The organism is Piezobacter thermophilus (genome assembly GCF_055386745.1).
The window spans coordinates 3,137,270-3,160,357 of record NZ_AP042380.1 but is presented as its reverse complement, the minus strand read 5'-3'; the positions used below and the strand labels follow the sequence as shown (position 1 = coordinate 3,160,357).

Sequence of the window (23,088 nt, the reverse complement as noted above, 5' to 3'; positions counted from 1 at the left end):
CGGGCCGCAGGCCCGGAGGGGACAGCGCCCCCTCAGCCGCGCCGCTCCCGCACCGTGTCAATCATCAGCTGCACATTGGCGGGGTCCGCGTCCGGCGTGATCCCGTGGCCCAGGTTGAAGATGTGCGGCCCGCCCGAGAATGCCTCGACCACCCGCCGCGTCGCCTCTACCAGCGCCGGGCCGCCGGTGACCATGTGCCGCGGGTCGAGATTGCCCTGCACGCAGCCATCCACCTGCACATGGGTCGCCGCCCAGTCGGGATCGACCGAATTGTCCAGCGCCACGCAATCGACACCGGTGGCCCGGGCAAAACCCGCATAGCGTTCTCCCGCCTCGCGCGGAAAGCCGATCACCGGAATCCCCGGATGCCGCTCCTTCAGCGCCTGCACGATCCGCCGGCAGGGCGCGACCGCATAGCGGTCGAACGCCGCTCCCCGCAACGATCCGGCCCAGCTGTCGAAGACCTTGACCACCTCGGCCCCGGCCTCGATCTGGCGGGAAAGATAGGCGATGGTGGCCTCGGTCAACCGCTCGATCAACGCATCGAACAGGGCCGGCTCCTCGGCCATCAGCGCGTGCGCCGGCCCCTGGTCCGGCGTGCCCCGCCCGGCGATCATGTAGGTCGCCACCGTCCACGGCGCCCCGGCAAAACCGATCAGCGCCACCTCGCCGGGCAGTTCGCGGGCAAGGATGCGCACGGTCTCATAGACCGGGGCCAGATGATCGTGAATCGCCTCGGCCGGCTTCAGCCGCGCCAAATCCTCCTGCCGGGTGAGCGTGGACAGCCGCGGCCCCTCGCCGGTCTCGAACCACAGCTCCGCCCCCAGAGCCTGCGGCAGCAGCAGAATGTCGGCAAACAGGATCGCCGCGTCAAAACCGAAACGCCGGATCGGCTGCAGCGTCACCTCGGCCGCAAGATCGGGATTGTAGCACAGCGACAGGAAATCCCCCGCCTGCGCCCGCGTGGCGCGGTATTCGGGCAGATAGCGCCCGGCCTGCCGCATCATCCAGATCGGCGGCACCTCCATCACCTCGCCCGCCAGCGCGCGCATGAGCTTCTTTCCTTCGGCCATATGAGCCCCCGTCACTGTCCTTCCCCCCGCACGTCCCCCCAAGGCGGCAATTTGTCAAGGCCGGGCAGTTGTCACGCCACGCCCGCGCGACTAAAGCTGCCACCATGACCGCACAGCTTCCCACCCCCGCCGCGCCCCTGCGCATCGGCACCCGCGGCTCGCCGCTGGCGCTGGCGCAGGCGCATGAAACCCGCGACCGGCTGGCCACCGCCTTCGACCTGCCCCCCGAGGCATTCGAGATCGTCGTCATCCGCACCACCGGCGACGATGCGGCGCTGATCGCGAAGGACCGCCCCCTGAAGGAACTCGGCGGGAAGGGGCTGTTCACCAAGGAGATCGAGGACGACCTTCTGGCCGGCCGCATCGACATCGCCGTGCATTCGATGAAGGACATGCCGGTGGCACAGCCCGCCGGCCTGGTCCTCGACACCTTCCTGCCGCGCGAGGACGTGCGCGATGCCTTCGTCTCGCCCTCGGTATCCTCGATTTCCGAACTGGCCAAAGGCGCGGTTGTCGGCACTTCGTCCCTGCGCCGGCGGGCGCAGCTGCTCAACCGTCGCCCCGATCTGCGGGTGGTGGAGTTTCGCGGCAACGTCCAGACCCGCCTGCGCAAGCTGGCCGAGGGGGTGGCCGAATGCACCTTCCTGGCCATGGCCGGGCTGAACCGGCTGGCCATGGACGGGGTACCGGCGACGCCGATTTCGCCCGACGACATGCTGCCCGCCGTGGCGCAGGGGGCAATCGGGATCGAGCGCCGCGCCAATGATGCCCGCGTGGCGGAGCTGCTGGCTGCGGTCCACCATGTGCCCACGGGACAGCGGCTTGCGGCAGAGCGTGCCTTCCTCGCGGCGCTTGACGGCTCTTGCGAGACCCCCATCGCCGGCACGGCCCAGTTGCAGGGGGGCACCCTGCGCCTGCGGGGCGAGGTGCTGCGCCCGGATGGCTCGGAATCCATCGCCAAGGACCGCAGCTGCCCGGTCGAGGACGGGGCCGAGCTGGGGCGCGAAATGGCGCAGGACATCCTGAACCGGGCCGGGCCGTCCTTCTTCGACTGGCGCTGAGATTTTCCGTCGGCGCCGAAGAGCGTTGACGGATCGGCCGTGGCATGCCCAGAATGATCGGTGCCCCGCCTCGCTTTCGGGCGGCAGGATCGAAGAAAGGTCGTCACGTGCGCAAACTCGCCCTTGCCCTGATGTCCGGGCTGTTCGTCGCCGGTTGCGAAAAATGCACCGATCCGGCGCGGCTGAATGCCGGTATCGGCATCGGTTCGGGCGGGACGACGGGCGGCGTCTCGGTCGGCAAGACCTGCGGGCCGGCCTATGTCACGCTGGGTCTCGGCAACAGCTATTTCCTGCACTGGTAGGCAGGCCGGCCTTCCGCCAGCCGGCCATCAGCCCCCGGGTCTCTGCCGGATGTTGTCGGGCAGCCATGTCGCCAGTTCGGGAAACGCGATCAGCACGAACACCATCAGCACCATGATCAGGAACATCGGTATTGCCGCGCGCGCGATGAAGGTCATCTCGTGCCCCGTCATCCCCTGAAGCACGAACAGGTTGAACCCGATCGGCGGCGTGATCTGGGCCATCTCGACCACCACGACGATGAAGATGCCGAACCAGATGATGTCGATGCCGGCCTGCCGGATCATCGGTTCGACCACCGCCATGGTCAGCACCACCGAGGAAATCCCGTCCAGGAACATCCCCAGCACGATGTAGAACACCAGCAGCGCCATCAGCAGTTCGAACCGGGAAAGTTCGAGGCTGGCGATCAGGTCCGCCAGCCCCCGCGGCAGGCCGGTGAACCCCATCGACAGCGACAGGAACGCCGCGCCGGCCAGGATCAGGGCGATCATGGCCGAGGTGCGCACCGCTCCCATCAGGCTTTCGGTAAAGGTGGCCCATGTCAGCGAGCCCTGCGACGCCGCGAGAACCAGCCCGCCGACCACGCCGAAGGCCGCCGCCTCGGTGGCGGTGGCATAGCCCATGTACATCGACCCGATCACCACGAGGATCAGGCAGACCACCGGGATCAGGTAGCGCGAATTCTTCACCTTTTCCATGAACGACATCGCCGGCTCGGGCGTCGGGTCGAAGCGTTTCGACGTGACCGCGACGATCGCCACATAGGCCATGAACATCAGCGCAAGGACAAGCCCCGGAAAAACGCCGGCCATGAACAGCCTGGTGATCGATTCGTTGATTGTCACCCCATAGACGATGAGGGTGAGCGAGGGCGGGATCATCAGCCCCAGCGTCGCCGCCCCGGCCAGGGTGCCGATCACCATGTGCTCGGGATAGTTGCGCTGGCGCAGTTCGGGTATCGACATCTTGCCGACCGTGCTCAGCGTCGCCGCGGACGAGCCCGACACCGCCGCGAAGACGGTGCAGCCGACGATATTGGTATGCACCAGCCCCCCCGGCAGGCGGGCCATCCAGGGCGAAAGGCCCCGGAACATGTCCTCGGACAGGCGCGTTCGGAACAGGATCTCTCCCATCCAGATGAACAGCGGCAGCGCGGTCAGCGTCCAGCTCGACGTGGACGACCAGACCTTGGTTATCATCGCATCGCCGGCGGGCCGGGAGGTGAACAGGTCCATGCCCACATAGGCCACGCCCATCAGCGCAAGCCCCACCCACACGCCCGACCCCAGCAGCAGGAACAGGACGAACAGGAAGATGCCGATCGGGATGAGCTGTTCCATGGTGCGCTACTCCGCGTGGCTCTGATCGACAAGGTTGGAGCGTATCCCGTGATCGCCCGCGAAAACCAGCCGCACCAGGTGATCCCAGAAGGCGATGGCCAGCAGGATCGTTCCCGCGCTCATCGACAGTTGCGGAATCCAGATGGGGGTGGCGTCCAGGCCCTGGCTGAGCTCGTTCCACCGCCACGAAACGTAGGTTCCCTTTACCGCGTACCACGCGAACCAGGTGGTGATGACTGTGCCGATGACGAAGCACCACAATTCGCCCCACCAGCGCCATTTTCCCAGCGCCGAAAGGAACAGCGACACGCGGATATGGGCGCCGTGATTGAGCGCATGGGCAAAGGCGAAGAAGGACGCCCCGGCCATGGCGTAGCCGGCATAATCGGTGGCGCCGGGAAAGACGTTGCCGGTCCAGCGGGCCAGCATCTGCAACAGGATGATGACGAGAATCGCGATCAGGAACAGCGATGCGATCACCCCGCCAAGCAGGTAGAGAAAGTCGAGCAGGCGCCGAAGCGCACGGGCTGCCGCCATGTCAGGGCTCCCTTCGGATCGAAAGGGGCCGGGGATCTCGCCCCGGCCCGGCCGTCGTTTCCAGTCAGTTCGATGCCTTGTAGGCCTCGACGATGGCCTTGCCGTCGGCGCCGGCCTTCTCCAGCCATTCCCTGGTCATGGTTTCGCCGATGGCCTTGAGCTCGCGCATCAGCTGCTCGCCGGCCCGCTGCACCGTCATGCCGTTTTCCTTCAGCTTGGACAGCGTGAACGCGGTATAGTCCTTGGACCGCTGAAGCCCCTTGGCCGCGGCTTCCTCGGCGCAGCCGGTCATCACCTTCTGCGTGTCGGCGTCGAGTCCGTTCCACGCATCCATGTTCACGAACACGGCGTTGCGCGGCAGCCATGCGTCAACTTCGTAGAAATGGGTCAGGTGCTCCCACACCTTGCGGTCATAGCCGGTGGCCCCGGACGAGATGAAGCTTTCGGCCACACCGGTGGCCAGTGCCTGGCTCAACTCGGCCGCCTCTACCTGAACCGGCAGCATTCCGGTCAGTTCGGCCATGCGCGCCGTCGCGGTCGAGTAGGAGCGGAACTTGATCCCCTTCAGATCGGCCACCGAGTTGATCTCCTTCTTGGTATAGAGGCCCTGCGGCGGCCACGGCACCGAGTAGAGGTAGTGCAGGTTGTCCTTCTCCAGCGCCTTCACCACATAGGGTTCGGCAATGTCCCAGAGCTTTTCGTGCTCGTCGAAGGACGACACCAGGAACGGGATCGAATCGACCCCGTAGATCGGGTTCTCGTTCTGGTGCGCCGACAGAAGGCGTTCGCCGATATTGGCCTGTCCCGTCTGCACCGCGCGCTTGATCTCGTTGCCGGCGAACAGCGACCCCGAGGGGTGAGTGACGATCTCCAGCTTGCCGCCGGTGCCGTCGGTCACGCATTTGGCGAATTCCGCGCCCGTCACCGAATGGAAGTTGGTCGCCGAATAGGCCATCGGCATGTCCCAGCGTTCGGCGGCCTGGGCGGAAACGGCCGCAGCCGCCACGAGCGCGGTTGTCGCCATCAGGTTCCTGATTGTCTTCATGGTCTCGCTCCCTTGTTGGTTGGTTCCGACACATGCCCGATCTTCTTTGCCCGGCCCTGACTGAAACGTGCCGGGGAATAGGGGCTCAGGTCAATATCGGTATGGCGGCCCGAAATCATCTGCGCCAGCAGTTGCCCGGTCCTCGGCCCGCCCGTCAGGCCGACGTGATGGTGGCCAAATCCCGCATAGACCCCTTTCAGGCCCGGGATCTCCCCGATGACCGGGATCGAGTCCGCCGGCGCCGGGCGATGGCCCATCCATTGAGTGACCTCGCGGTAGCGGATGCCGGGCAGAACGGCGCCTAGGTTGCGCCTGAGCAGCGCGAATGGCGCGCGCGAGGGTGGCGCGTCAAGCCCGCCGAATTCCACGACCCCGGCAAGGCGCAGCCGCCCCTCCATCGGGGTCATCACGAACTTGCCGGATACCACCATGACCGGCGATTTCGGCATGATCGACGGCTCCCACAGTTCGATGTGATAGCCCCGTTCGCTTTCCAGCGGCACCTTCAGCCCCAGCCTTGCAGTCAGCGCCCCCGACCAGACGCCGGCCGCGATCACGGCCGCGTCGCAGGGGATGGTCTCGCCGCCCGCACGCACCCCGGTGACGCGGCCGTTTGCGCGCGCGAAATCCTCGACTTCGGCGCGCAGGATGCGGCCGCCATGCCGCTCCACATGCGCGGCGAGATCCTTCACGTACCGCCCCGGATCGGAGATTCTCCCGTGTCCCTCCAGCCTGGCGGCAAAACCCAGATCGCGCGCGAATGCCGGGTCGCGGGCGTGAAAATCCGCCCCGTCCAGTTCGTCCCACGCGAACCCGTTCTCGCGCCGGATGCGCCAGCCGAAGGCGTCCCGGGCATAATGCGCGCGGTCGCGGTAGATGAACAGGTAGTCGGACGGAACGATCCACCTTTCGGCCCCGGTTCCCGCGGCCAGCGCAAGATGGTCGTCGAGACTGTCGCCGATGATTGCCGTCAGGGCCCGCGCCACCTTGCGCACGTGATCGGCATTCGCGTGCCCGAGATAGCGCAGCAGCCACGGGGCGAGGCGGGGCAGGTAGCCCCATTTGAGGAACAGCGGCTGATCGGGCGAGAGCAGCATCATCGGTGCCTTCCAGATCAGCCCCGGCACCGTCACCGGAACCACCGCACATGATGCCAGCACGCCGCCATTGCCGAAACTCGCGCCTTCCGCGGGTCCGGCCCGGTCGATCAGGATGACGTCGTGGCCCTCGCGCTGAAGCCAGATCGCGGTTGAGACGCCGACAATTCCGGCGCCGATTACCGCTACGGTTTTCCGCTTGCCGCTCATGCGCGTCACCCCCCTTGCCGCCCGATCTCCTGCAGCGTGCCACAGCCAGCCTGCACCGGCGGAGGCATCCTTGCCAAGGAAATCCGCACATGTTCGGTGGGGGCGTGACCGGCAGAAGCGCCGGGCGCGCTCAGAGGGCGGCCGCAGAAGAGGGGGCCGCGTCGCGCACGAAAACCGGGCGGTCGGGCTGCGACAGGTCTGGCCGGAAGCGATATCCGCCGGTGTCGAAATCGCACAACGCCTCCGGGTCCGTCAGCCGCCTCTGGATGATGAAGCGGGCCATGGCGCCGCGCGCCTTCTTGGCGAAGAAGCTGACGATCTTCGGCCCGCCTTCGCGCTCTTCCATGAACACGGGCGTCACCACCTGCAGCTTCAGCGCCGGCCGGTCGGCGGCGGTGAAATATTCCACCGAGGCGCAGTTCACCAGCACATCCGTGCCCAGCGTCCGGGCCTGTTCGTTCAGCGCCTCGGCAATCCGGTCGCCCCAGAAATCGTAAAGCGTCCGGCCCCGGTCGGTCGCCAGTCGCGTGCCCATCTCCAGCCGGTGCGGCGCGATCACGTCGCGCGGGCGCAACAGGCCATAGAGCCCCGACAGGATGCGCAGGTGGTCCTGCGCCCAGTCCATCTCCTCGGGGTCTAGCGAACGCGCCTCCAGTCCGGCGTAGGTGTCGCCCGCGAACATCTCGATGGCCCGCTTGGTCCCCGTGCCCGAGCCGAGCGCGGCAAAGCGCTGCACGTTCAGCGCCGCCAGCTTCGGGGAAATCCGCATGAGCCGTTCCAGGTCGGCGGCGCTCAGCCCCCGCGCCACCTGCGCCAGCCGGCGGGTGTCCTCGGCGAAGAGTGGTTCGCTGCCGCCGTCGGCGCGGGCAGGGGATTCATCGAGGCGCTTGGCGGGGGAGACGACAATCAGCATGGTGCCGTTTCTACCCGTTCCGGTGCCGGGATCAACCGGCGCGCCCCGCCTCTTGCCCAGCCTCGCGCAGCACGTCGAGGAAGGCGGCGGCGAAACGCTCGGCCCGGCGTTCGCCCAGAAGCCGCTTCATCGCCCGTTCGTCGCCGGGGCGAAGCTGCGCCACCCGCGCCAGCAGCGAGGCCGAGCAGCTCAGCGGTCGGGCGGTGCCGTCCGCGCCGCGCTCCAGTTCGGCCTGAACCTGCAGCAGGCGGTCATAGACGTCCCCCGCCGCGCGCCCGGCCAGTTTCCGCCGCACCGGGTGGACCCGTTCGGCGGCGCCGTTGATGACCTCGAGGAAGGCGGCGCCATAGCGTTCGAGCTTCTTCGCGCCGACGCCGCTGATGCGCGCCATGTCGTCAAGCGTGGCGGGCCTGCATTCGGCCATCTCGATCAGGGTCCGGTCGTTGAAGACGACATAGGCCGGCACCCGGGCGGCCTCGGCCAGGGCGCGGCGGCGGGCCTTGAGCGCCGACAGCAGCGGCGCGTCCTCCTCCGAGACCAGCGCCCGCGCCAGAGGGGCGCGCGCGGCCTTGCGGATCGAATCCCGGCGCAGCCGGATCGTTGCCTCGCCGCGCAGGATCGGCAGGGCCGTTTCGGTCATGCGCAACGCGCCGTGGCGGGCGGTGTCGGGGCGGATCAGGTCGCGCCCCATCATCTGCCGGAAGATCGCCTGCCATTGCCGCCGGTCGAATTCCTGCCCGACCCCGAAGGTGGGCAGCCCGTCATGGCCCTGGGCGCGCACCCTGTCGGTGGCGTTGCCGGTGAGAATGTCGATCAGGTGCCCCGCGCCGTAGCGTTCTTCGGTGCGCAGCATCGCCGAAAGCGCCTTGCGCACGGCCTGGGTGCCGTCGAACGACTCGGCGGGGGTGTCGCACAGGTCGCAGTTGCCGCAGGGGCCGGTCTCTTCTCCGAAATAGGCCAGAAGCACCTGCCGGCGGCAGGCCAGCGCCTCGGCCAGGCCCAGCAGCGCGTTCAGCCGCGCGTGATCGGCGGCGCGGCGCTCGGGCGGGGCAAGGCCTTCGTCGATCTGGGCGCGGCGCAGGCGGATGTCGTCTGCGCCGAACAGGGTCAGCGTTTCGGCCGGAGCCCCGTCGCGGCCGGCGCGGCCGATCTCCTGGTAATAGGCCTCGATGCTCTTGGGCAGATCGGCATGGGCGACCCAGCGGATGTCGGGCTTGTCCACGCCCATGCCGAAGGCCACCGTTGCCACCACGATCAGCCCGTCCTCGCGTGCGAAGCGGGCCTCGACGATGCGGCGGTCCTCGGCCTCCATGCCACCGTGGTAGTGGCAGGCGGCGTGCCCGTCTTCGCGCAGCGCCGCAGCCAGGGCCTCGGTCTTGGCGCGGGTGCCGCAATAGACGATGCCCGACTGCCCGCGCCGGGCCGCAGCAAAGGCCAGGATCTGCCGGCGCGGATTGTCCTTGGCAGCAAAGGCAAGGTGGATGTTGGGCCGGTCGAAGCCGTGCAGGAAGACGCGCGGGGCGGCGCCGTGGAACAGCTTGTCCACGATCTCGGCCCGGGTTTCGGCGTCGGCGGTGGCGGTAAATGCCGCCAGCGGCACCCCCAGCGCCCGGCGCAGCTCTCCGATACACAGATAGTCGGGGCGGAAGTCGTGGCCCCATTGGGAAACGCAGTGGGCCTCGTCCACCGCGATCAGACCGACCCCGATCCGCCGCAACATCCCCACCGCCGCCCCCGAGGCCAGCCGTTCGGGCGCCATGTAGAGAAGCTTCAGCCGCCCCTCCTCGAGCGCCTCCCACACGGCATCGGTTTCCTCGGGGGTATTGCCCGAGGTCAGCGCCCCGGCGGTCACGCCGGCCTCCTGCAGGGCGCGCACCTGGTCACGCATCAGCGCGATCAGCGGCGAGATGACCACCGTCACGCCCGGGCGTATCAGGGCCGGCAACTGGAAGCACAGCGACTTGCCGCCGCCCGTGGGCATGATCGCAAGAACGTTCTCGCCCGCCGCCACGGCCTGGACGATCTCGGCCTGACCGGGGCGGAACGCGTCGAATCCGAAGACCTCCCGCAAGAGGGGTTCAGCCGCGGTCATGGGGTGGGGCCTCGTGCCTGTTTGTGCCGTTCTGCCTTCGTGCCCCGACCATCACACGGCGCGCGCCGGCGGGCAAGAGGCGATACCTGGCCCGCCCGCCCGGGTCGGTGGAATCCGGGTCAGTAGAACAGGGCGATGTTGTTGATCAGGATGATCCGCAGGGCATAGATCGCCAGCAGCACCACCAGCGGCGCCAGATCAAGCCCCCCCATCGGCGGCAGGATGCGCCGGACCGGGGCGTAGAGGGGTTCGAGTATGCGGTTGAGCCCGTACCAGATCTGCCCGACAAGCTGCTGGCGGATATTGAGCACCTGGAAGCTGATGAGCCAACTCATGACCACGTGGGCGAGAATGAAGAACCACACGACATCCAGCAGCATCATGAGTATCTGGAACAACGACTGCATAGGCATTTCCCTTTCAAGACGTCCCATGACCTAAGCGGCATTGCCGCCGGGGACAAGAGCGGCGCGGCCACGATTCGCCCCATCCTGAATCCTTGCCCCCGGCCTCTTCCTTCCTCTTGCTCCAAATACTCCGGGGAGCGCGAGGGGCAGTGCCCCTCGCCCGAAGAACCGTCGGGCCAGTCGCCGCATGCCGCAACCCGGACCGCTGCCCCGGACCGCAAGGACCGCACGGAGGCCGGCGCCACAGATCACTTGCCTCTGCGTCGCATCCGCTGTCTTATTCGCCAATACAGGCGGAGGGAGGCAATGTCGGAAATCTCGGCGCAGATGGCGGAAATCTCGACGCGCAAGCGCATCTGGGGTTGGTGGTTCTTCGACTGGGCCAGCCAGCCCTACAACACCTTGATGCTGACCTTCATCTTCGGGCCCTATTTCGCCAAGGTCGCCAGTGCCCGCTTCATCGAGGCGGGCATGGCCGAACAGGCGGCCAAGGCCGAGGCGCAGGCGCTTTGGGGGTACGGCCTGACCGTGACCGGCATCACCATCGCGGTCCTCGCCCCGATCCTTGGCGCCATTGCCGACAGCTCTGGCCGCCGTATGCCGTGGATCCGGCTGTTTTCGGTGGCCTATGTGGTCGGGGCATGGGGCACCTGGTGGACCGCGCCCGAGGACTTCTCGGCCACCTGGGCGCTGATCTTCTTCGGCATCGGCTTCATCGGCATGGAGTTCGCCACGATCTTCACCAACGCCCTGCTGCCGACGCTGGGCCCCAAGCGCGAACTGGGCCGGATATCCGGCTCGGGCTGGGCCTTCGGCTATCTGGGCGGGGTGATTGCCCTGGCGATCATGCTGCTGCTGTTCCAGGCCGGAGAGGGCGGGCGCACCATGGCCGGCATCGAGCCGCTTTTCGGCCTCGACCCCGCGACAGGGGCAGACAGCCGGGCCGTCGGCCCGTTCACCGCGATCTGGTACGCGGTGTTCATGATCCCCTTCTTCCTGTGGGTGCGCGACGGCGAGACCACCCGCGTCACCGGGGCAGGGGTCGGGCGGGCGCTGAGCGATCTTGTCGCCACCATCAGGGGGCTGCCCCGGCATCCCTCGCTGCTGGCCTATCTGGGCAGCTCGATGTTCTATCGCGATGCGCTCAACGGCATGTATACCTTCGGCGGCATCTACGCGGCCGGGGTGCTGAACTGGTCGATCATGCAGATCGGCATATTCGGCATCACAGCCGCCCTCAGCGGGGCACTGTTCACCTGGATCGGCGGCTATGCCGACCGCGCCTTCGGGCCCAAGCCGGTCATCGTCGTCAACTGCCTGGTGCTGATCGGTACCGCCATCCTCATCGTCAACCTGACGCCGGACACGGTGTTCGGGGTGACGCTGGCAGAGGGATCCTCGCTGCCCAATATCCTGTTCTATGTCGCCGGCATGCTGATCGGTGCCGCCGGCGGGGCGCTGCAGTCGGCCAGCCGCAACATGCTGACCCGGCAGGGCAACCCCGCGCGCATGACCGAAGCCTTCGGCCTCTACGCGCTGTCGGGCAAGGCCACGACCTTCGTCGCCCCGGCGCTCATCGCCATTACCACGGATCTCAGCGGCAGCCAGCGTGTGGGCGTGACACCGCTGATCCTGCTGTTTTCCATCGGGCTGGCGCTGCTCTACTGGGTCAAGGCCGAAGGGGATCACGGCTGATGCGCCTGCTGACCCTGGCCTTTCTGTCTCTGGCGGCGCCCTTCGCCACCGCCAGCGCGATGGCCGAGCCGCCGGCAAAGCAGCTCTTCGCCGCCAAGGCGCAAGCTTCCCGGCAGCGGCCGGCACCCTGGGGCGGCTATGCGAGGGGCTGTCTTGCCGGTGCCCGGCAATTGCCCGACACCGGCCCCACCTGGCAGGTCATGCGCCCGGGCCGCAACCGCAACTGGGGGCACCCGGTCACCATCGACTTCATTCGCGATCTCAGCGCCTTCGCCGCCGGCCTGCCGGGGTGGAGCGGCCTCTACATCGGAGACATGAGCCAGCCGCGGGGCGGTCCGATGCTGACCGGGCACCGCAGCCACCAGATCGGGCTGGACGTCGATATCTGGATGCGGCCGGCACGGGACCTGACCCTGTCCCGGCAGCGGCGCGAGACCTTCCCGCCGATCTCGATGCGCCGGAACAAGGGCGCCTACGTGAACGCCAACTGGACCCGGCAGAACCACGCGATCCTGCGCGCGGCGGCACGGGATCCGCGCGTTGCCCGCATTTTCGTCTTTCCCGGTGCCAAGGTGCAGATGTGCAACGATGAGGCGGGCGACCGCCGGTGGCTGCGCAAGATCCGGCCCTGGTGGGGGCACTACTATCACTTTCATGTCCGCCTGAAATGCCCCCGCGGCGCGCGTGGTTGCGTGGACCAGCCACCCCCGCCGCCCGGCGACGGCTGCAAGGAGGCCCGCAAATGGGTGGACGACATACTGAACCCGCCTCCGCCCCGGCCACGCGACCCGAAGGCCCCGCCCCCGAAAAAGCGCCGCGAATACACTCTGGCCGATCTGCCCGGACAATGCGTCTCGGTTCTGCGCTCCAGATAGTCCTCGTACTCGGCCTGGTCCTGACGGCCGGCGCGGCCGGGCAGCCGGCGGCGTTTTTCCTCGGGCGTACGGTCTGGGCGGTCAAGGCGCCGTGGTTCGGCGGCTTTTCGGGGATCGAGCTGTCGCCCGACGGGCGCCGGATGACCGTTCTGTCCGATCGCGGCATGATCGTCACCGCCGACATCCGGCGCGGCAGCACGGGGCTGATCGACGGCATCTCCATCCGCAGCGCCGTGCCGCTGAGGTCCAGCAGGAACGTACGGCTGACCGGGCGGATCAATGACCCCGAGGGGCTGGCGCTGGCCCCCGACGGCAGCCTTTTCGTATCCTTCGAAGGGGTGACGCGCGTTGCCCGATACCGCACCCCCGCCGCCCCGGCGCAGCCCTTGCCCCGGCCCGAGGCCTTCCGTCACTTCCCGGAAAACCGGGCGCTGGAGCCGCTTGCGATCGATTCCCGCGGCCGCCTCTACACCCTGCCCGAGGATGCGCCTGATGCCGCGGGAAACATTCCCGTGTTCCGCTGGAACGGCCGGGCCTGGTCGGTTCCCTTCTCGATCCCGGCCCGAGACGGCTTCCTGCCGGTGGGTGCCGATTTCGGCCCCGACGGCCGCTTCTACCTGCTGGAGCGCAGCATCGGCATCTTCGGCTTTCGCGCCCGGGTGCGGCGCTGGGACATGGAGGGCGGCACGGCCCGCAACGAAACCATCCTGGCGGTCACGCGCCCGGGGCGGTTCGACAATCTCGAAGGGCTCTCGGTCTGGCGGGACGAAGCGGGGCGCATTCGCCTGACAATGATATCGGACGACAACTTCTTCTTCCTGCAGCGCACCGAACTCGTCGAATACGCGCTGGTGGAATGACGTTGCATTCAGGCGCGAGTGCCTGTAATGGCCGCATCGCCCGCGGAACGCGCGGGCCAAGTCGCCGCAACCTTGTCAAAACGGGCACCAGACATGAAACGCGAACACCTCCCCGGCATCATCGCCATGGCCGCAATCGTCGTGGCCTCGAACATCCTTGTCCAGTTCCTCATCCTCGACGGGCTGCTGACCTGGGGCGCATTCACCTATCCCTTCGCCTTCCTCGTGACCGACGTGATGAACCGCGTCTATGGCGTGCAGGCCGCGCGCAAGGTGGTGGTCGCAGGCTTCCTCACCGGGGTCATCAGCTCGCTGATCGGCAGCCAGATCATGCTGCAGGGGGATGGCTACGAATATGTCGCCGTGCCGCTGCGCGTGGCCGTGGGGTCGGGGATTGCCTTCCTGGCCGCCCAGCTTCTGGACGTGGCCGTGTTCAACCGCTTTCGAGACGGCGTCTGGTGGCGCGCGCCGCTGTTCTCGACGCTGGTCGGATCGGCCGTGGACACGGCGCTGTTCTTCTCCATCGCCTTTTCGGCCTCGATCGCCGTCTTCGGCCCCGGCGCCGACGAGCAGATCAGCTGGGCGTGGGAGGCCGTGCCTTTCCTCAACACCGGCCCGACGGCACCGCTGTGGACCTCGCTCGCCTTTGCCGACTGGCTGGTGAAACTCTCGCTGGCGCTGGTCGCCCTGGTCCCCTTCCGGGTCATCGTGAAACGGCTTCTCCCGGCTACCGGCGCCGCCTGAGCCGCGCTCGACCAGCCGCGACACCGGCCCGCCCGCCCCCGCGGGCGGGTTTTGCGGTTTTTGGCTGTGCACCGTAAGGTCTCCCCATGCTGCGCATCGACGACAACATTGTCATTCAGGACTGGGAGCTGACGGAAACCTTCTCGCGCGCCTCGGGCCCGGGCGGGCAGAACGTGAACAAGCTGTCCACCGCCGTAATGCTGCGGTTCGAGGCGGCGCGCTCGCCCTCGCTTTCCCCCGCGGTCAAGGCGCGGCTGCGGAGGCTGGCCGGACGGCGCTGGACCGGCGACGGCGCCATCGTGATCCGCTGCGACGAAACCCGCAGCCAGGCCCGCAACCGCGAAATTGCCCGCCAACGCCTTGCCGACCTGATCGCCCGCGCCCTGGTGGCGCCGAAAAGACGAATCCCGACCCGCCCCACCAGAGGAGCAATCCGCCGGCGCCTTGCCGCGAAAAAGGCCCGCAGCGCGGTGAAGGCCCTGCGCGGCCCGGTGTCCGACGAATAGGTTGGCCCCCCTTTGCCGCGCTGCTAGTCTCGGGCCGACAGGAACATCGGGGGGAGGAACCATATGCGCCTGAAAGGAAAAACCGCGATCGTCACCGGCGGTGCTTCGGGCTTCGGCGCGGGCATCGTCCGCAAGTTCGTGGCCGAAGGAGCCCGGGTGATGATCGCCGACATCAATGGCGACGCGGCCCGCGACATGGCCGCCGAGCTGGGCGACGCCACCCTGGCGCACAGGGTGGATGTCTCGGGAGGGGCCTTGGTGCAGGGCATGACCGAAGCGGCGCTTGCGGCCTTCGGCGCGCTCGACATCCTCGTCAACAATGCCGGCATCACCCACCTGCCCGCGCCGCTCGAAGAGGTGAGCGAAGACGATTTCGACCGTGTGCTCAGGGTCAACGTCAAATCCGTCTACCTGACCGCGCGCGCCCTGGTCCCGCACATGAAGGCCCGCCGCTCCGGCGCAATCCTCAATATCGCCTCCACCGCCGGGCTCAGCCCGCGCCCCCGGCTCAACTGGTACAACGCCTCCAAGGGCTGGATGATCACGGCGACGAAAACCATGGCCGTGGAACTGGCCCCCCACGGGATCCGGGTCAACGCGCTGTGCCCGGTGGCCGGCGAAACTCCGCTGCTCAAGGCCTTCATGGGCGAGGACACCCCCGAGATGCGGGCGAAATTCCTCGCCACCATTCCGCTGGGCCGCTTCTCCACGCCCGAGGACATGGGAAATGCGGCAAGCTTCCTGTGCTCGGACGAGGCCGGGATGATCACCGGCGCGGCACTGGAAGTCGATGGAGGACGCTGCATCTGATGCAGCCCGCCTTTTCATCTCGCCCCAAATACTCCCGCCGGAGGCCGCGCGCCGCAGGCGCGCGCCCATGACCGCCACGACAGCACGAGGAACGGCATGAAACCGGGACCGCGAAACCTGATTACCGACATTGCCGGCCTGAGGGTCGGCAATGCCGGGGACGAGGCGCTCAAATCCGGGGTGACGGTGCTCACGGCCGATGCGCCCTTCACCGCCTCCGTGCATGTCATGGGCGGCGCGCCCGGCACCCGCGAAACCGATCTGCTGGCCCCCGACAAATCCGTGGCCGCCATTGATGCGCTGGTGCTCGCGGGCGGGTCGGCTTTCGGCCTTGATGCCTGCTCGGGCGTGGCCGAGGGCCTGCGCGCGCAGGGGCGCGGCTTTCGCGTCGGACCCGCGCTGGTGCCGATCGTGCCCGGCGCGATCCTGTTCGACCTGCTCAATGGCGGCGACAAGTCCTGGCGGGAAAACCCCTACCGGGCGCTGGGGCGGGCCGCACTCGATGCGGCGGACAGCGATTTCGCGCTGGGAACCGCCGGGGCCGGGACCGGCGCCCTCACCGCCATGCACAAGGGAGGGCTGGGCTCGGCCTCCTTCGTGCTGAAGGACGGCACCACCGTGGGCGCTCTGGTCGCGGCCAACCCCATGGGCAGCGTCACCACCCCCGGCAACCGCCATTTCTGGGCCGCCCCCTTCGAGGTGGGCGACGAATTCGGCGGGCTCGGCCCCGACCCGGCCTCGGGGCTCGGCGGGCAGGGCGACAGCCGGCGGATGGAGGCCATGCTCTCCCTGGCGGGAGCGGGAGAGCGCGCCAATACCACCATCGCCATCGTCGCCACCGACGCCCGCCTTTCCAAGGCGCAGTGCCAGCGCCTGGCCATCGCCGCCCATGACGGCATCGCCCGGGCGATCCTGCCCAGCCATTCGCCCTTCGACGGGGACCTGGTGTTCGCCCTGTCCACCGGCGCGCGCGACCCGGCCGACCCCGATCGTGCCCTAGGGGAAATCGGCCACGCGGCCGCTCTCTGCCTTGCCCGCGCCATTGCCCGCGCGGTCTATCTCGCCCGCCCCGCGCCGGGGGACATCCTGCCCTGCTGGTCACGAGAAAATGACCGCCGATCCGGGTAGGCGGGACAATTCGCGCAGGCCCGGCACTCATCCGCCGGTGGACTCGGGCGCGGCAATGTGGCAGTTGAAAGTCGGACGCAACAACGGTCTTCTCGGGCCATTCCCAGGAACGGAGTACACGCAATGAAACGTATCATCGCAACTGCGCTTGTTGGCCTTCTGGCCGTACCGGCCTTCGCCGAAGGCGATGCCGCCAAGGGCGAAAAGGGCTTCAAGAAGTGCAAGGCGTGCCACGCCATCACCGCTCCCGACGGCACTTCCATCGTCAAGGGCGGCAAGACCGGCCCGAACCTCTATGGTATCGCGGGGCGCGCCGCTGCTTCCGCCGAAGGGTACAAGTACAGCGCCTCGCTGAAGGCCGCGGGCGAGGCCGGCCTGGTCTGGGATGAGGACAACTTCGTCGAATGGCTGAAGAGCCCCAAGGATTTCATCAAGAAGGCCACGGGTGACAGCAAGGCGAAGACGAAGATGAGCTTCAAGCTCAAGAAGGGCGCCGAAGACATCTACGCCTATCTGGAAAGCGTCGCCCAGTAAGGGTTGAATGCCTCATTCCCCCTGGCGGGGCGGGGCAGTCTCGGGTGCCCCCGGAAACGGGCCGTGGCCATGCGCCACGGCCTTTCGCGTTCCGGCCTGCCGGGGCCGGCAGGGCGGGGGTCGTGTCAACTTGACGCGCCCCTTGGAAATCGCCTGACGCACGCCACATGGAGCGTTATCCTTCGGGCGGTTGCGGGGACCGGTGCCAGACGGTCAGAGCCGCCCGCCCGGACAAGCAGCGGCGCCCCCGGCAGCGGCCCCGGCAAAGGCCAGTGAGTGCGAGCCATGACAATTCTTATCCCGGCCTGGGTGAACGGCAAGCTGACGCCGGTCGAGAAGATCGAAGCCCATGAACGCGGATTGCGCCACAAGGCGGTATCCGTCTTCGTCATGCGCGGACAGGAGATCCTCATGCAGCGCCGGGCGGTAGGCAAGTATCACACGCCGGGCCTGTGGGCGAACAGCTGCTGCACCCATCCCGGCTGGGATGAGGAGCCCTGCGCATGCGCCGTGCGCCGTCTGCGCGAGGAGCTGGGCATTTCCGGCCTCTACCCCGAGTTCCGGCACCACCTCGAATACCGGGCCGATGTCGGCAATGGCATGATCGAACACGAGGTGGTGGACGTCTTCCTTGCCCATGCGTGGGAGCCGCTCTCCCTCGCCCCCGATCCCGAGGAAGTGATGGAGACCCGCTGGGTCGACTATCACGACCTCCTGGCTGAGGTGAAGCGCCACCCCGATCGGTTCACTCCCTGGCTCAAGATCTATCTTCGGGACCATGCGAACACGATTTTCGGGCCCGACCTGCTGCTGGCCTCCAGCCCCTGAACCGCGCCGGGTCCCGTCGCGCCGTCAGACGGATATTGCCGCTTGCACGGCGCGCCGCCAGCGCCCGTAGCGGCGCGCACGGCTGTCCGCGTCCATCTGCGGTTCGAACCGCCTGTCCAGCGCCCAGCTTGCGGCGAATTCCTCCATCCCCGGATAGATGCCGGCACGCATCCCGGCCAGCCATGCCGCGCCCAGAGCGGTGGTCTCCTGCATGACCGGCCGATCGACCGGCGCCCCGATCAGGTCGGACAGGCGCTGCATGGTCCAGTCGCTGGCGCTCATCCCGCCATCGACGCGCAGCACCACGTCGCCGGCGCCCTGCCAGTCGGCGCGCATCGCCTCCAGCAGGTCGCGAGTCTGGAAGCCAACGCTTTCCAGCGCCGCGCGGGCAAATTCCCGCGGCCCGGAATTGCGGGTCAGGCCGAACACCGCGCCACGGCAGTCGGGCTTCCACCACGGCGCGCCGAGGCCGGTAAAGGCGGGCACCAGGATCACGTCCTGGGCCGGGTCGGCCGCGGATGCCATGTCTCCGGTCTGCGCGGCGCTCTCGATGATCCCCAGCCCGTCGCGCAGCCACTGCACGGCGGCACCGGCGATGAAGATCGACCCTTCCAGGGCGTAGGATCGCCGCCCCTGCAACTGCCAGGCGATGGTGGTCAGCATCCGGCTCTGTGAGGGCACCGCCTGCGTGCCGGTATTCAGCAGGGCGAAACAGCCGGTGCCGTAGGTGGATTTCATCATGCCGGGGCGGAAACAGGCCTGACCGATGGCAGCCGCCTGCTGGTCGCCGGCCACGTCGAGGATCGGCACCTTCGCCCCCAGCAGCGCCGGATCGGCAAAGCCGAAATCGGCGGCGCAGTCGCGCACCCGGGGCAGGATCGCGGCGGGCACGTCCAGAAGCGCACAGAGATCGTCGCTCCAGTCCCCTTCGTGGATGTCGAACAAAAGCGTCCGAGAGGCATTGGTGGCATCGGTGGCATGGACCCGGCCGCCGGTCAGGCGCCAGATCAGGAAACTGTCGATGGTGCCGAAGGCCAGCTCTCCGCGCGCGGCCCGGTCGCGGGCGCCGGGCACGGAATCGAGGATCCACTTCACCTTGGTGCCGGAAAAATACGGGTCCAGCAAAAGCCCGGTACGCGCGGTGATCTCGGCTTCGTGCCCGGCCGCGCGCAGGGTTTCGCACAAGGGCGCGGTGCGCCGGTCCTGCCAGACGATGGCGTTGTGAATGGGGGCTCCGGTCGCGCGGTCCCAGATCACGGTGGTTTCGCGCTGGTTGGTGATGCCGATCCCGGCCAGGGTGGTTGCCGGCACGCCGGTCTGCTCCAGCACCTGCCGGCAGACCGTGATGGTGGTCTGCCAGATTTCCTCGGGATCATGTTCGACCCAGCCGGCCTGCGGGAAATGCTGGGTGAATTCCTGCTGGGCGATGCCGGCCACCTGCATCGAGGTGTCGAACAGGATCGCGCGCGTGGAAGTGGTGCCCTGGTCGATGGCGAGAATGTGACTCATGCGGGGGCTCCCGGTGCGGTTGCAAGGCTGTCGGTTCGATGTTGGCCGATCCGGGCCCGGCATCCAAGCGATTTCGGGGCCGAGCCGTCCTGTCAGCAGGCGGGGACGGGGATATTGTCGATCAGCCGCACCCCGTCCATCCAAGCGGCGGCAAACAGGCGCGCCGGGCGGTCGGGCCGGTCGAGCGGGGAGAGATCCTCCTCGGCGCGGAGTTCGAGATACTCGATCTCGGCAAAACCGGCCTCGCGCAGCCGCGCGCGCGCGGTTGCAACCAGCCCGTCAAGGGGTTTCCCGCCGGCAAGTTCGGTCGCCACCTGCTGCATCGCGGCATGAAGCTGCGCGGCCCTTTCCCGGCCCGCCGGCGACAGCCGCAGATTGCGTGACGACAGCGCAAGGCCGGACGCTTCGCGCACCGTCGGGCGGCCGATGATCTCGACCGGAATGTCCAGATCGGCCGCCATCCGGCGCACGACCTTGAGCTGCTGAAAGTCCTTTTCGCCGAAATAGGCCCGGTCGGCCGATGTCTGCAGGAACAGCTTGGCGCAGACGGTGGCCACGCCGTCGAAATGACCGGGGCGGAAGGCGCCTTCCATCACGTCGGTCAGCCCCTCGACCGAAACGGTGGTGGCAAATCCCCGCGGGTAGATTTCCTCGGGGTCCGGCACATAGATCGCGTCCACCGCATGCGCCGACAGCTTTTGCGCGTCCTCGTGCTCGGTGCGTGGATAGTTGGCCAGGTCTTCGGGGTTGTTGAACTGCCTGGGATTGACGAAGATCGTCACGATCACCCGGTCGCAGGCCGTGCAGGCGGCTTCCACCAGCGACAGATGCCCCGCATGCAGCGCGCCCATCGTGGGGACCACGCCGATGACCTCGCCGGCGCGCTTCCATTCGGCGGTTCGCGCGCGCAGCTCGGCCAGCTTGCGCAGGATCGGAGCAGTCATGCGGGCGGCTCCTTCGTCGGCGCCTTGTCGGCAAAGACGTGTTCGGCCGCGGGAAACCGGCGCGCGCGGACTTCGGCGGCGTATTCGGCAATGGCGGCTTCGGCCCGGGCGCCCAGATCGGCGTAGCGCTTGACGAATTTCGGCCTGAACGCCTGGAAGAAGCCCAGCATGTCGTCGACCACGAGGATCTGCCCGTCGCATCCGGCCGACGCGCCGATGCCGATGGTGGGAATCGGCACCTCGGCGGTGATCCGGTCGGCAAGGCGGGCGGGCACTTTTTCGAGCACCACCGAGAACGCCCCCGCATCGGCCACCGCGCGCGCGTCCGCCAGAACCCGCTCGGCCTCGGCCGCGCGGCCCTGAACGCGATAGCCGCCCAGCGTGTTGACCGATTGCGGCGTCAGCCCGACATGCGCCATCACCGCAATCCCGCGGGCGACGAGGAAGCGGATTGTCTCGGCCATGTGGGTGCCGCCTTCCAGCTTGACCGCCCCCGCGCCGGATTCCGCCATCAGCCGGGCCGCGTTGCGAAAGGCCTGCGCGGGGCTTTCCTCGTAGCTGCCGAAGGGCATGTCGATGACCAGCATGGCGCGGCTCAGGCCGCGGGCGACGGCCTTGCCGTGAAGGATCATCATCTCCATCGTCACGCCGAGGGTCGAGGGCAGGCCGTGCAGCACCATTCCGACGCTGTCGCCCACGAGGACGAAATCGCAATGCGCGTCCATCAGCTGTGCCATGGGCGTGGTGTAGGCGGTCAGGCTGACCAGCGGCGCGCCCCCTTTCCGGGCGCGGATGTCCTCGGCATTGGGGGCCGAATTGCGGGCTGTTGCGCTCATTTTGGTTCCGTTCGCGTCTCGGTCGGATGCCCAATAGCACGCCGCAGCGCAGCAATCCACATGGATAGCGCCAACAAAACCTTGATCGGATTGCGATTCAGGGAAAGACTTTCGATCGAACGGGCATGCGGCGAGTCGCGACCCGAGACGGGAGGGAGATTTCACCATGGGTATCAAGGTTTTCACGCGAGGGCTGGCGTCAGTCATGGCGGTGGCGGCCGGGCTGTGGGTTGGCAGCGCGCAGGCTCAGGAAAGCCTGACCGTTGCCATGCAGCTGGAGCCGCCGCATCTGGATCCGACCAGCGCCGCGGCGGGGGCGATCGACCAGGTGCTCTATTCCAACGTGTTCGAGGGGCTGACCCGATTCATGGGCGACGGGTCGGTGGTGCCGGGGCTGGCGGAAAGCTGGGAGATTTCCGAGGACGGCACCGTCTATACCTTCCGCCTGCGCGCTGGCGTGACCTTCCATGACGGCACGACCATGGATGCCAATGACGTCAAGTTCACCCTTGACCGTGCCCGCGCCGAAAACAGCGTGAACGCGCAGAAGGCGCTGTTTGCCGGCATCGCGGATGTCGAGGCGGTCGATCCGCTGACCGTGCGCGTGACGCTGAAGGAGCCCGACGGCAGCTTCCTGTTCAAGATGGCCTGGGGCGATGCGGTGATCGTGGCTCCCGAAAGCATCGACAACATCAAGCAGAAGCCCGTCGGGACCGGAGCCTTCCGGTTCGTGGACTGGGTGCAGGGCGACCGGATCGAGCTGGAGAAGAACCCCGACTACTGGGGCACGCCGGCGAAGCTGGACAAGGTGACGTTCAAGTTCATCTCGGACCCCACTGCCGCCTTCGCGGCGGTGATGGCCGAGGATGTGGACGTGTTCACCGGCTTTCCCGCCCCCGAGAACCTGCCCCAGTTCGAGGCCGATCCGCGGTTCCAGGTGCTGGTCGGCTCGACCGAGGGGGAAACCATCCTGGCGATGAACAACAGGATGCCGCCCTTCGACGATGTGCGCGTGCGCGAGGCGGTGGCCCATGCCATCGACCGCCAGGCAATCATCGATGGGGCGATGTTCGGCTACGGCACGCCGATCGGCACCCATTTCGCGCCGCACAACCCGGCCTATGTGGATCTGACCGATCTGTCTGCCTACGATCCCGAAAAGTCGAAGAAGCTGCTGGCCGAGGCTGGCTACCCGGACGGGTTCGAGACCACCCTGCACCTGCCGCCGCCTTCTTACGCCCGCCGCGGCGGCGAGATCATCCAGGCGCAGCTGGCCGCCGTGGGCATCAAGGCGGAAATCATCAATGTCGAATGGGCGCAGTGGCTGGAATCGGTGTTCCGGGGCAAGAACTACGCCCTGACCATCGTCAGCCATACCGAGCCGATGGATATCGGCATCTATGCCCGGCCCGACTACTACTTCCAGTATGACAACCCGGATTTCCAGGCGCTGATGAAGACGCTGAACGAAACCACCGATCCGGCAAAGCGCACCGAGCTGTTGCAGAAGGCGCAGCGGATCATCGCCGAGGACTACGTCAACGGCTATCTGTTCCAACTGGCGGCGTTGACCGTGGCCAGGGCCGGGGTCCGGGGGCTGTGGGCCAATGCACCGACGCAGGCGACCGACCTGACGGCGGTCTATTGGGAGAAGTGAGGGGGCGGGCATCGTCCGGTTTCGGATCGGCGAAGCCCGCCCGACCGGTGCGAGGGGCTCTGCCCCTCGCGCTCCCCGGAGTAT

The 23,088-nt window shown here is 67.8% G+C and carries 23 protein-coding genes; 12 read left to right on the top strand and 11 right to left on the bottom strand.

Annotated elements, in window-relative coordinates; all coding sequences use genetic code 11:
* Positions 1–32: 32 nt before the first annotated feature.
* Positions 33–1,073 (bottom strand): uroporphyrinogen decarboxylase, encoded by a 1,041-nt coding sequence (gene hemE / locus ACZ5CM_RS15335; protein WP_464642651.1) that lies wholly within the window; start codon positions 1,071–1,073, stop codon positions 33–35.
* A 104-nt stretch (positions 1,074–1,177) separates the two neighbouring features.
* On the opposite strand from hemE, the gene hemC reads away from it, so the two are divergent.
* On the top strand, positions 1,178–2,134 hold the full coding sequence (hemC, locus tag ACZ5CM_RS15330) for a hydroxymethylbilane synthase (protein ID WP_464639920.1): 957 nt from the start codon (positions 1,178–1,180) through the stop codon (positions 2,132–2,134).
* Positions 2,135–2,241: 107 nt separating this feature from the next.
* The gene (locus tag ACZ5CM_RS15325) at positions 2,242–2,436 is read left to right on the top strand and encodes a hypothetical protein (RefSeq protein ID WP_464639918.1); all 195 of its coding nucleotides are present in this window, start codon (positions 2,242–2,244) and stop codon (positions 2,434–2,436) included.
* A 27-nt stretch (positions 2,437–2,463) separates the two neighbouring features.
* Here the strand turns inward: ACZ5CM_RS15325 and ACZ5CM_RS15320 are convergent, their stop codons facing one another.
* From ACZ5CM_RS15320 to ACZ5CM_RS15290, 7 genes are all read right to left on the bottom strand, one after another.
* Positions 2,464–3,777, bottom strand: coding sequence for a TRAP transporter large permease (locus tag ACZ5CM_RS15320; protein WP_464639916.1), 1,314 nt, complete (start codon positions 3,775–3,777; stop codon positions 2,464–2,466).
* A 6-nt stretch (positions 3,778–3,783) separates the two neighbouring features.
* Positions 3,784–4,314 (bottom strand): TRAP transporter small permease, encoded by a 531-nt coding sequence (locus ACZ5CM_RS15315; protein WP_464639914.1) that lies wholly within the window; start codon positions 4,312–4,314, stop codon positions 3,784–3,786.
* A 64-nt stretch (positions 4,315–4,378) separates the two neighbouring features.
* Positions 4,379–5,359 (bottom strand): TRAP transporter substrate-binding protein, encoded by a 981-nt coding sequence (locus ACZ5CM_RS15310; RefSeq protein ID WP_464639912.1) that lies wholly within the window; start codon positions 5,357–5,359, stop codon positions 4,379–4,381.
* Positions 5,356–6,666 (bottom strand): NAD(P)/FAD-dependent oxidoreductase, encoded by a 1,311-nt coding sequence (locus ACZ5CM_RS15305; protein ID WP_464639910.1) that lies wholly within the window; start codon positions 6,664–6,666, stop codon positions 5,356–5,358. The genes ACZ5CM_RS15310 and ACZ5CM_RS15305 overlap by 4 nt, the downstream gene beginning before the upstream one ends.
* Positions 6,667–6,796: 130 nt before the next feature.
* Positions 6,797–7,579, bottom strand: coding sequence for a peroxide stress protein YaaA (gene yaaA / locus ACZ5CM_RS15300; RefSeq protein WP_464639908.1), 783 nt, complete (start codon positions 7,577–7,579; stop codon positions 6,797–6,799).
* Positions 7,580–7,610: 31 nt separating this feature from the next.
* Positions 7,611–9,671: a DNA helicase RecQ gene (recQ, locus tag ACZ5CM_RS15295; protein WP_464639906.1), complete on the bottom strand. Its 2,061-nt coding sequence runs from the start codon at positions 9,669–9,671 to the stop codon at positions 7,611–7,613.
* A gap of 119 nt (positions 9,672–9,790) precedes the next feature.
* Positions 9,791–10,078, bottom strand: a complete 288-nt coding sequence (locus ACZ5CM_RS15290) for a YggT family protein (RefSeq protein WP_464639904.1) — start codon at positions 10,076–10,078, stop codon at positions 9,791–9,793.
* Between the two features lie 327 nt (positions 10,079–10,405).
* On the opposite strand from ACZ5CM_RS15290, the gene ACZ5CM_RS15285 reads away from it, so the two are divergent.
* From ACZ5CM_RS15285 to idi, 9 genes are all read left to right on the top strand, one after another.
* Complete coding sequence (locus ACZ5CM_RS15285) at positions 10,406–11,773, top strand: MFS transporter (RefSeq protein WP_464642649.1); 1,368 nt, start codon at positions 10,406–10,408, stop codon at positions 11,771–11,773.
* Positions 11,773–12,648: a penicillin-insensitive murein endopeptidase gene (mepA, locus tag ACZ5CM_RS15280; protein ID WP_464639902.1), complete on the top strand. Its 876-nt coding sequence runs from the start codon at positions 11,773–11,775 to the stop codon at positions 12,646–12,648. Before ACZ5CM_RS15285 ends, mepA begins: the two co-directional genes overlap by 1 nt.
* Positions 12,621–13,508, top strand: a complete 888-nt coding sequence (locus tag ACZ5CM_RS15275; protein ID WP_464639900.1) for an esterase-like activity of phytase family protein — start codon at positions 12,621–12,623, stop codon at positions 13,506–13,508. Before mepA ends, ACZ5CM_RS15275 begins: the two co-directional genes overlap by 28 nt.
* 93 nt (positions 13,509–13,601) lie before the next feature.
* Positions 13,602–14,252 carry a queuosine precursor transporter gene (locus ACZ5CM_RS15270; RefSeq protein ID WP_464639898.1) on the top strand — a complete coding sequence of 217 codons (651 nt, stop codon included), beginning with the start codon at positions 13,602–13,604 and terminating at the stop codon, positions 14,250–14,252.
* 86 nt (positions 14,253–14,338) lie between these two features.
* Complete coding sequence (arfB, locus tag ACZ5CM_RS15265) at positions 14,339–14,758, top strand: alternative ribosome rescue aminoacyl-tRNA hydrolase ArfB (RefSeq protein WP_464639897.1); 420 nt, start codon at positions 14,339–14,341, stop codon at positions 14,756–14,758.
* 63 nt (positions 14,759–14,821) lie between these two features.
* Entirely contained in the window at positions 14,822–15,568 is a 747-nt protein-coding gene (locus ACZ5CM_RS15260; protein ID WP_464639896.1) for an SDR family oxidoreductase, read from the top strand.
* 96 nt (positions 15,569–15,664) lie between these two features.
* Complete coding sequence (locus tag ACZ5CM_RS15255) at positions 15,665–16,696, top strand: P1 family peptidase (RefSeq protein WP_464639894.1); 1,032 nt, start codon at positions 15,665–15,667, stop codon at positions 16,694–16,696.
* Positions 16,697–16,819: 123 nt separating this feature from the next.
* Entirely contained in the window at positions 16,820–17,230 is a 411-nt protein-coding gene (locus tag ACZ5CM_RS15250) for a c-type cytochrome (RefSeq protein WP_464639892.1), read from the top strand.
* Positions 17,231–17,515: 285 nt separating this feature from the next.
* On the top strand, positions 17,516–18,058 hold the full coding sequence (gene idi / locus ACZ5CM_RS15245) for an isopentenyl-diphosphate Delta-isomerase (protein ID WP_464639890.1): 543 nt from the start codon (positions 17,516–17,518) through the stop codon (positions 18,056–18,058).
* Positions 18,059–18,082: 24 nt separating this feature from the next.
* Here idi and glpK read toward each other — a convergent pair whose 3' ends face one another.
* From glpK to panB, 3 genes are all read right to left on the bottom strand, one after another.
* Entirely contained in the window at positions 18,083–19,567 is a 1,485-nt protein-coding gene (gene glpK, locus ACZ5CM_RS15240) for a glycerol kinase GlpK (RefSeq protein WP_464639887.1), read from the bottom strand.
* 92 nt (positions 19,568–19,659) lie between these two features.
* Positions 19,660–20,511, bottom strand: a complete 852-nt coding sequence (panC, locus tag ACZ5CM_RS15235; RefSeq protein ID WP_464639886.1) for a pantoate--beta-alanine ligase — start codon at positions 20,509–20,511, stop codon at positions 19,660–19,662.
* Complete coding sequence (panB, locus tag ACZ5CM_RS15230; RefSeq protein WP_464639884.1) at positions 20,508–21,347, bottom strand: 3-methyl-2-oxobutanoate hydroxymethyltransferase; 840 nt, start codon at positions 21,345–21,347, stop codon at positions 20,508–20,510. Before panB ends, panC begins: the two co-directional genes overlap by 4 nt.
* Positions 21,348–21,552: 205 nt before the next feature.
* Here panB and ACZ5CM_RS15225 point away from each other — a divergent pair, with 205 nt between their 5' ends.
* Positions 21,553–23,004, top strand: coding sequence for an ABC transporter substrate-binding protein (locus ACZ5CM_RS15225; RefSeq protein WP_464642647.1), 1,452 nt, complete (start codon positions 21,553–21,555; stop codon positions 23,002–23,004).
* The last annotated feature ends 84 nt before the right edge of the window (positions 23,005–23,088 follow it).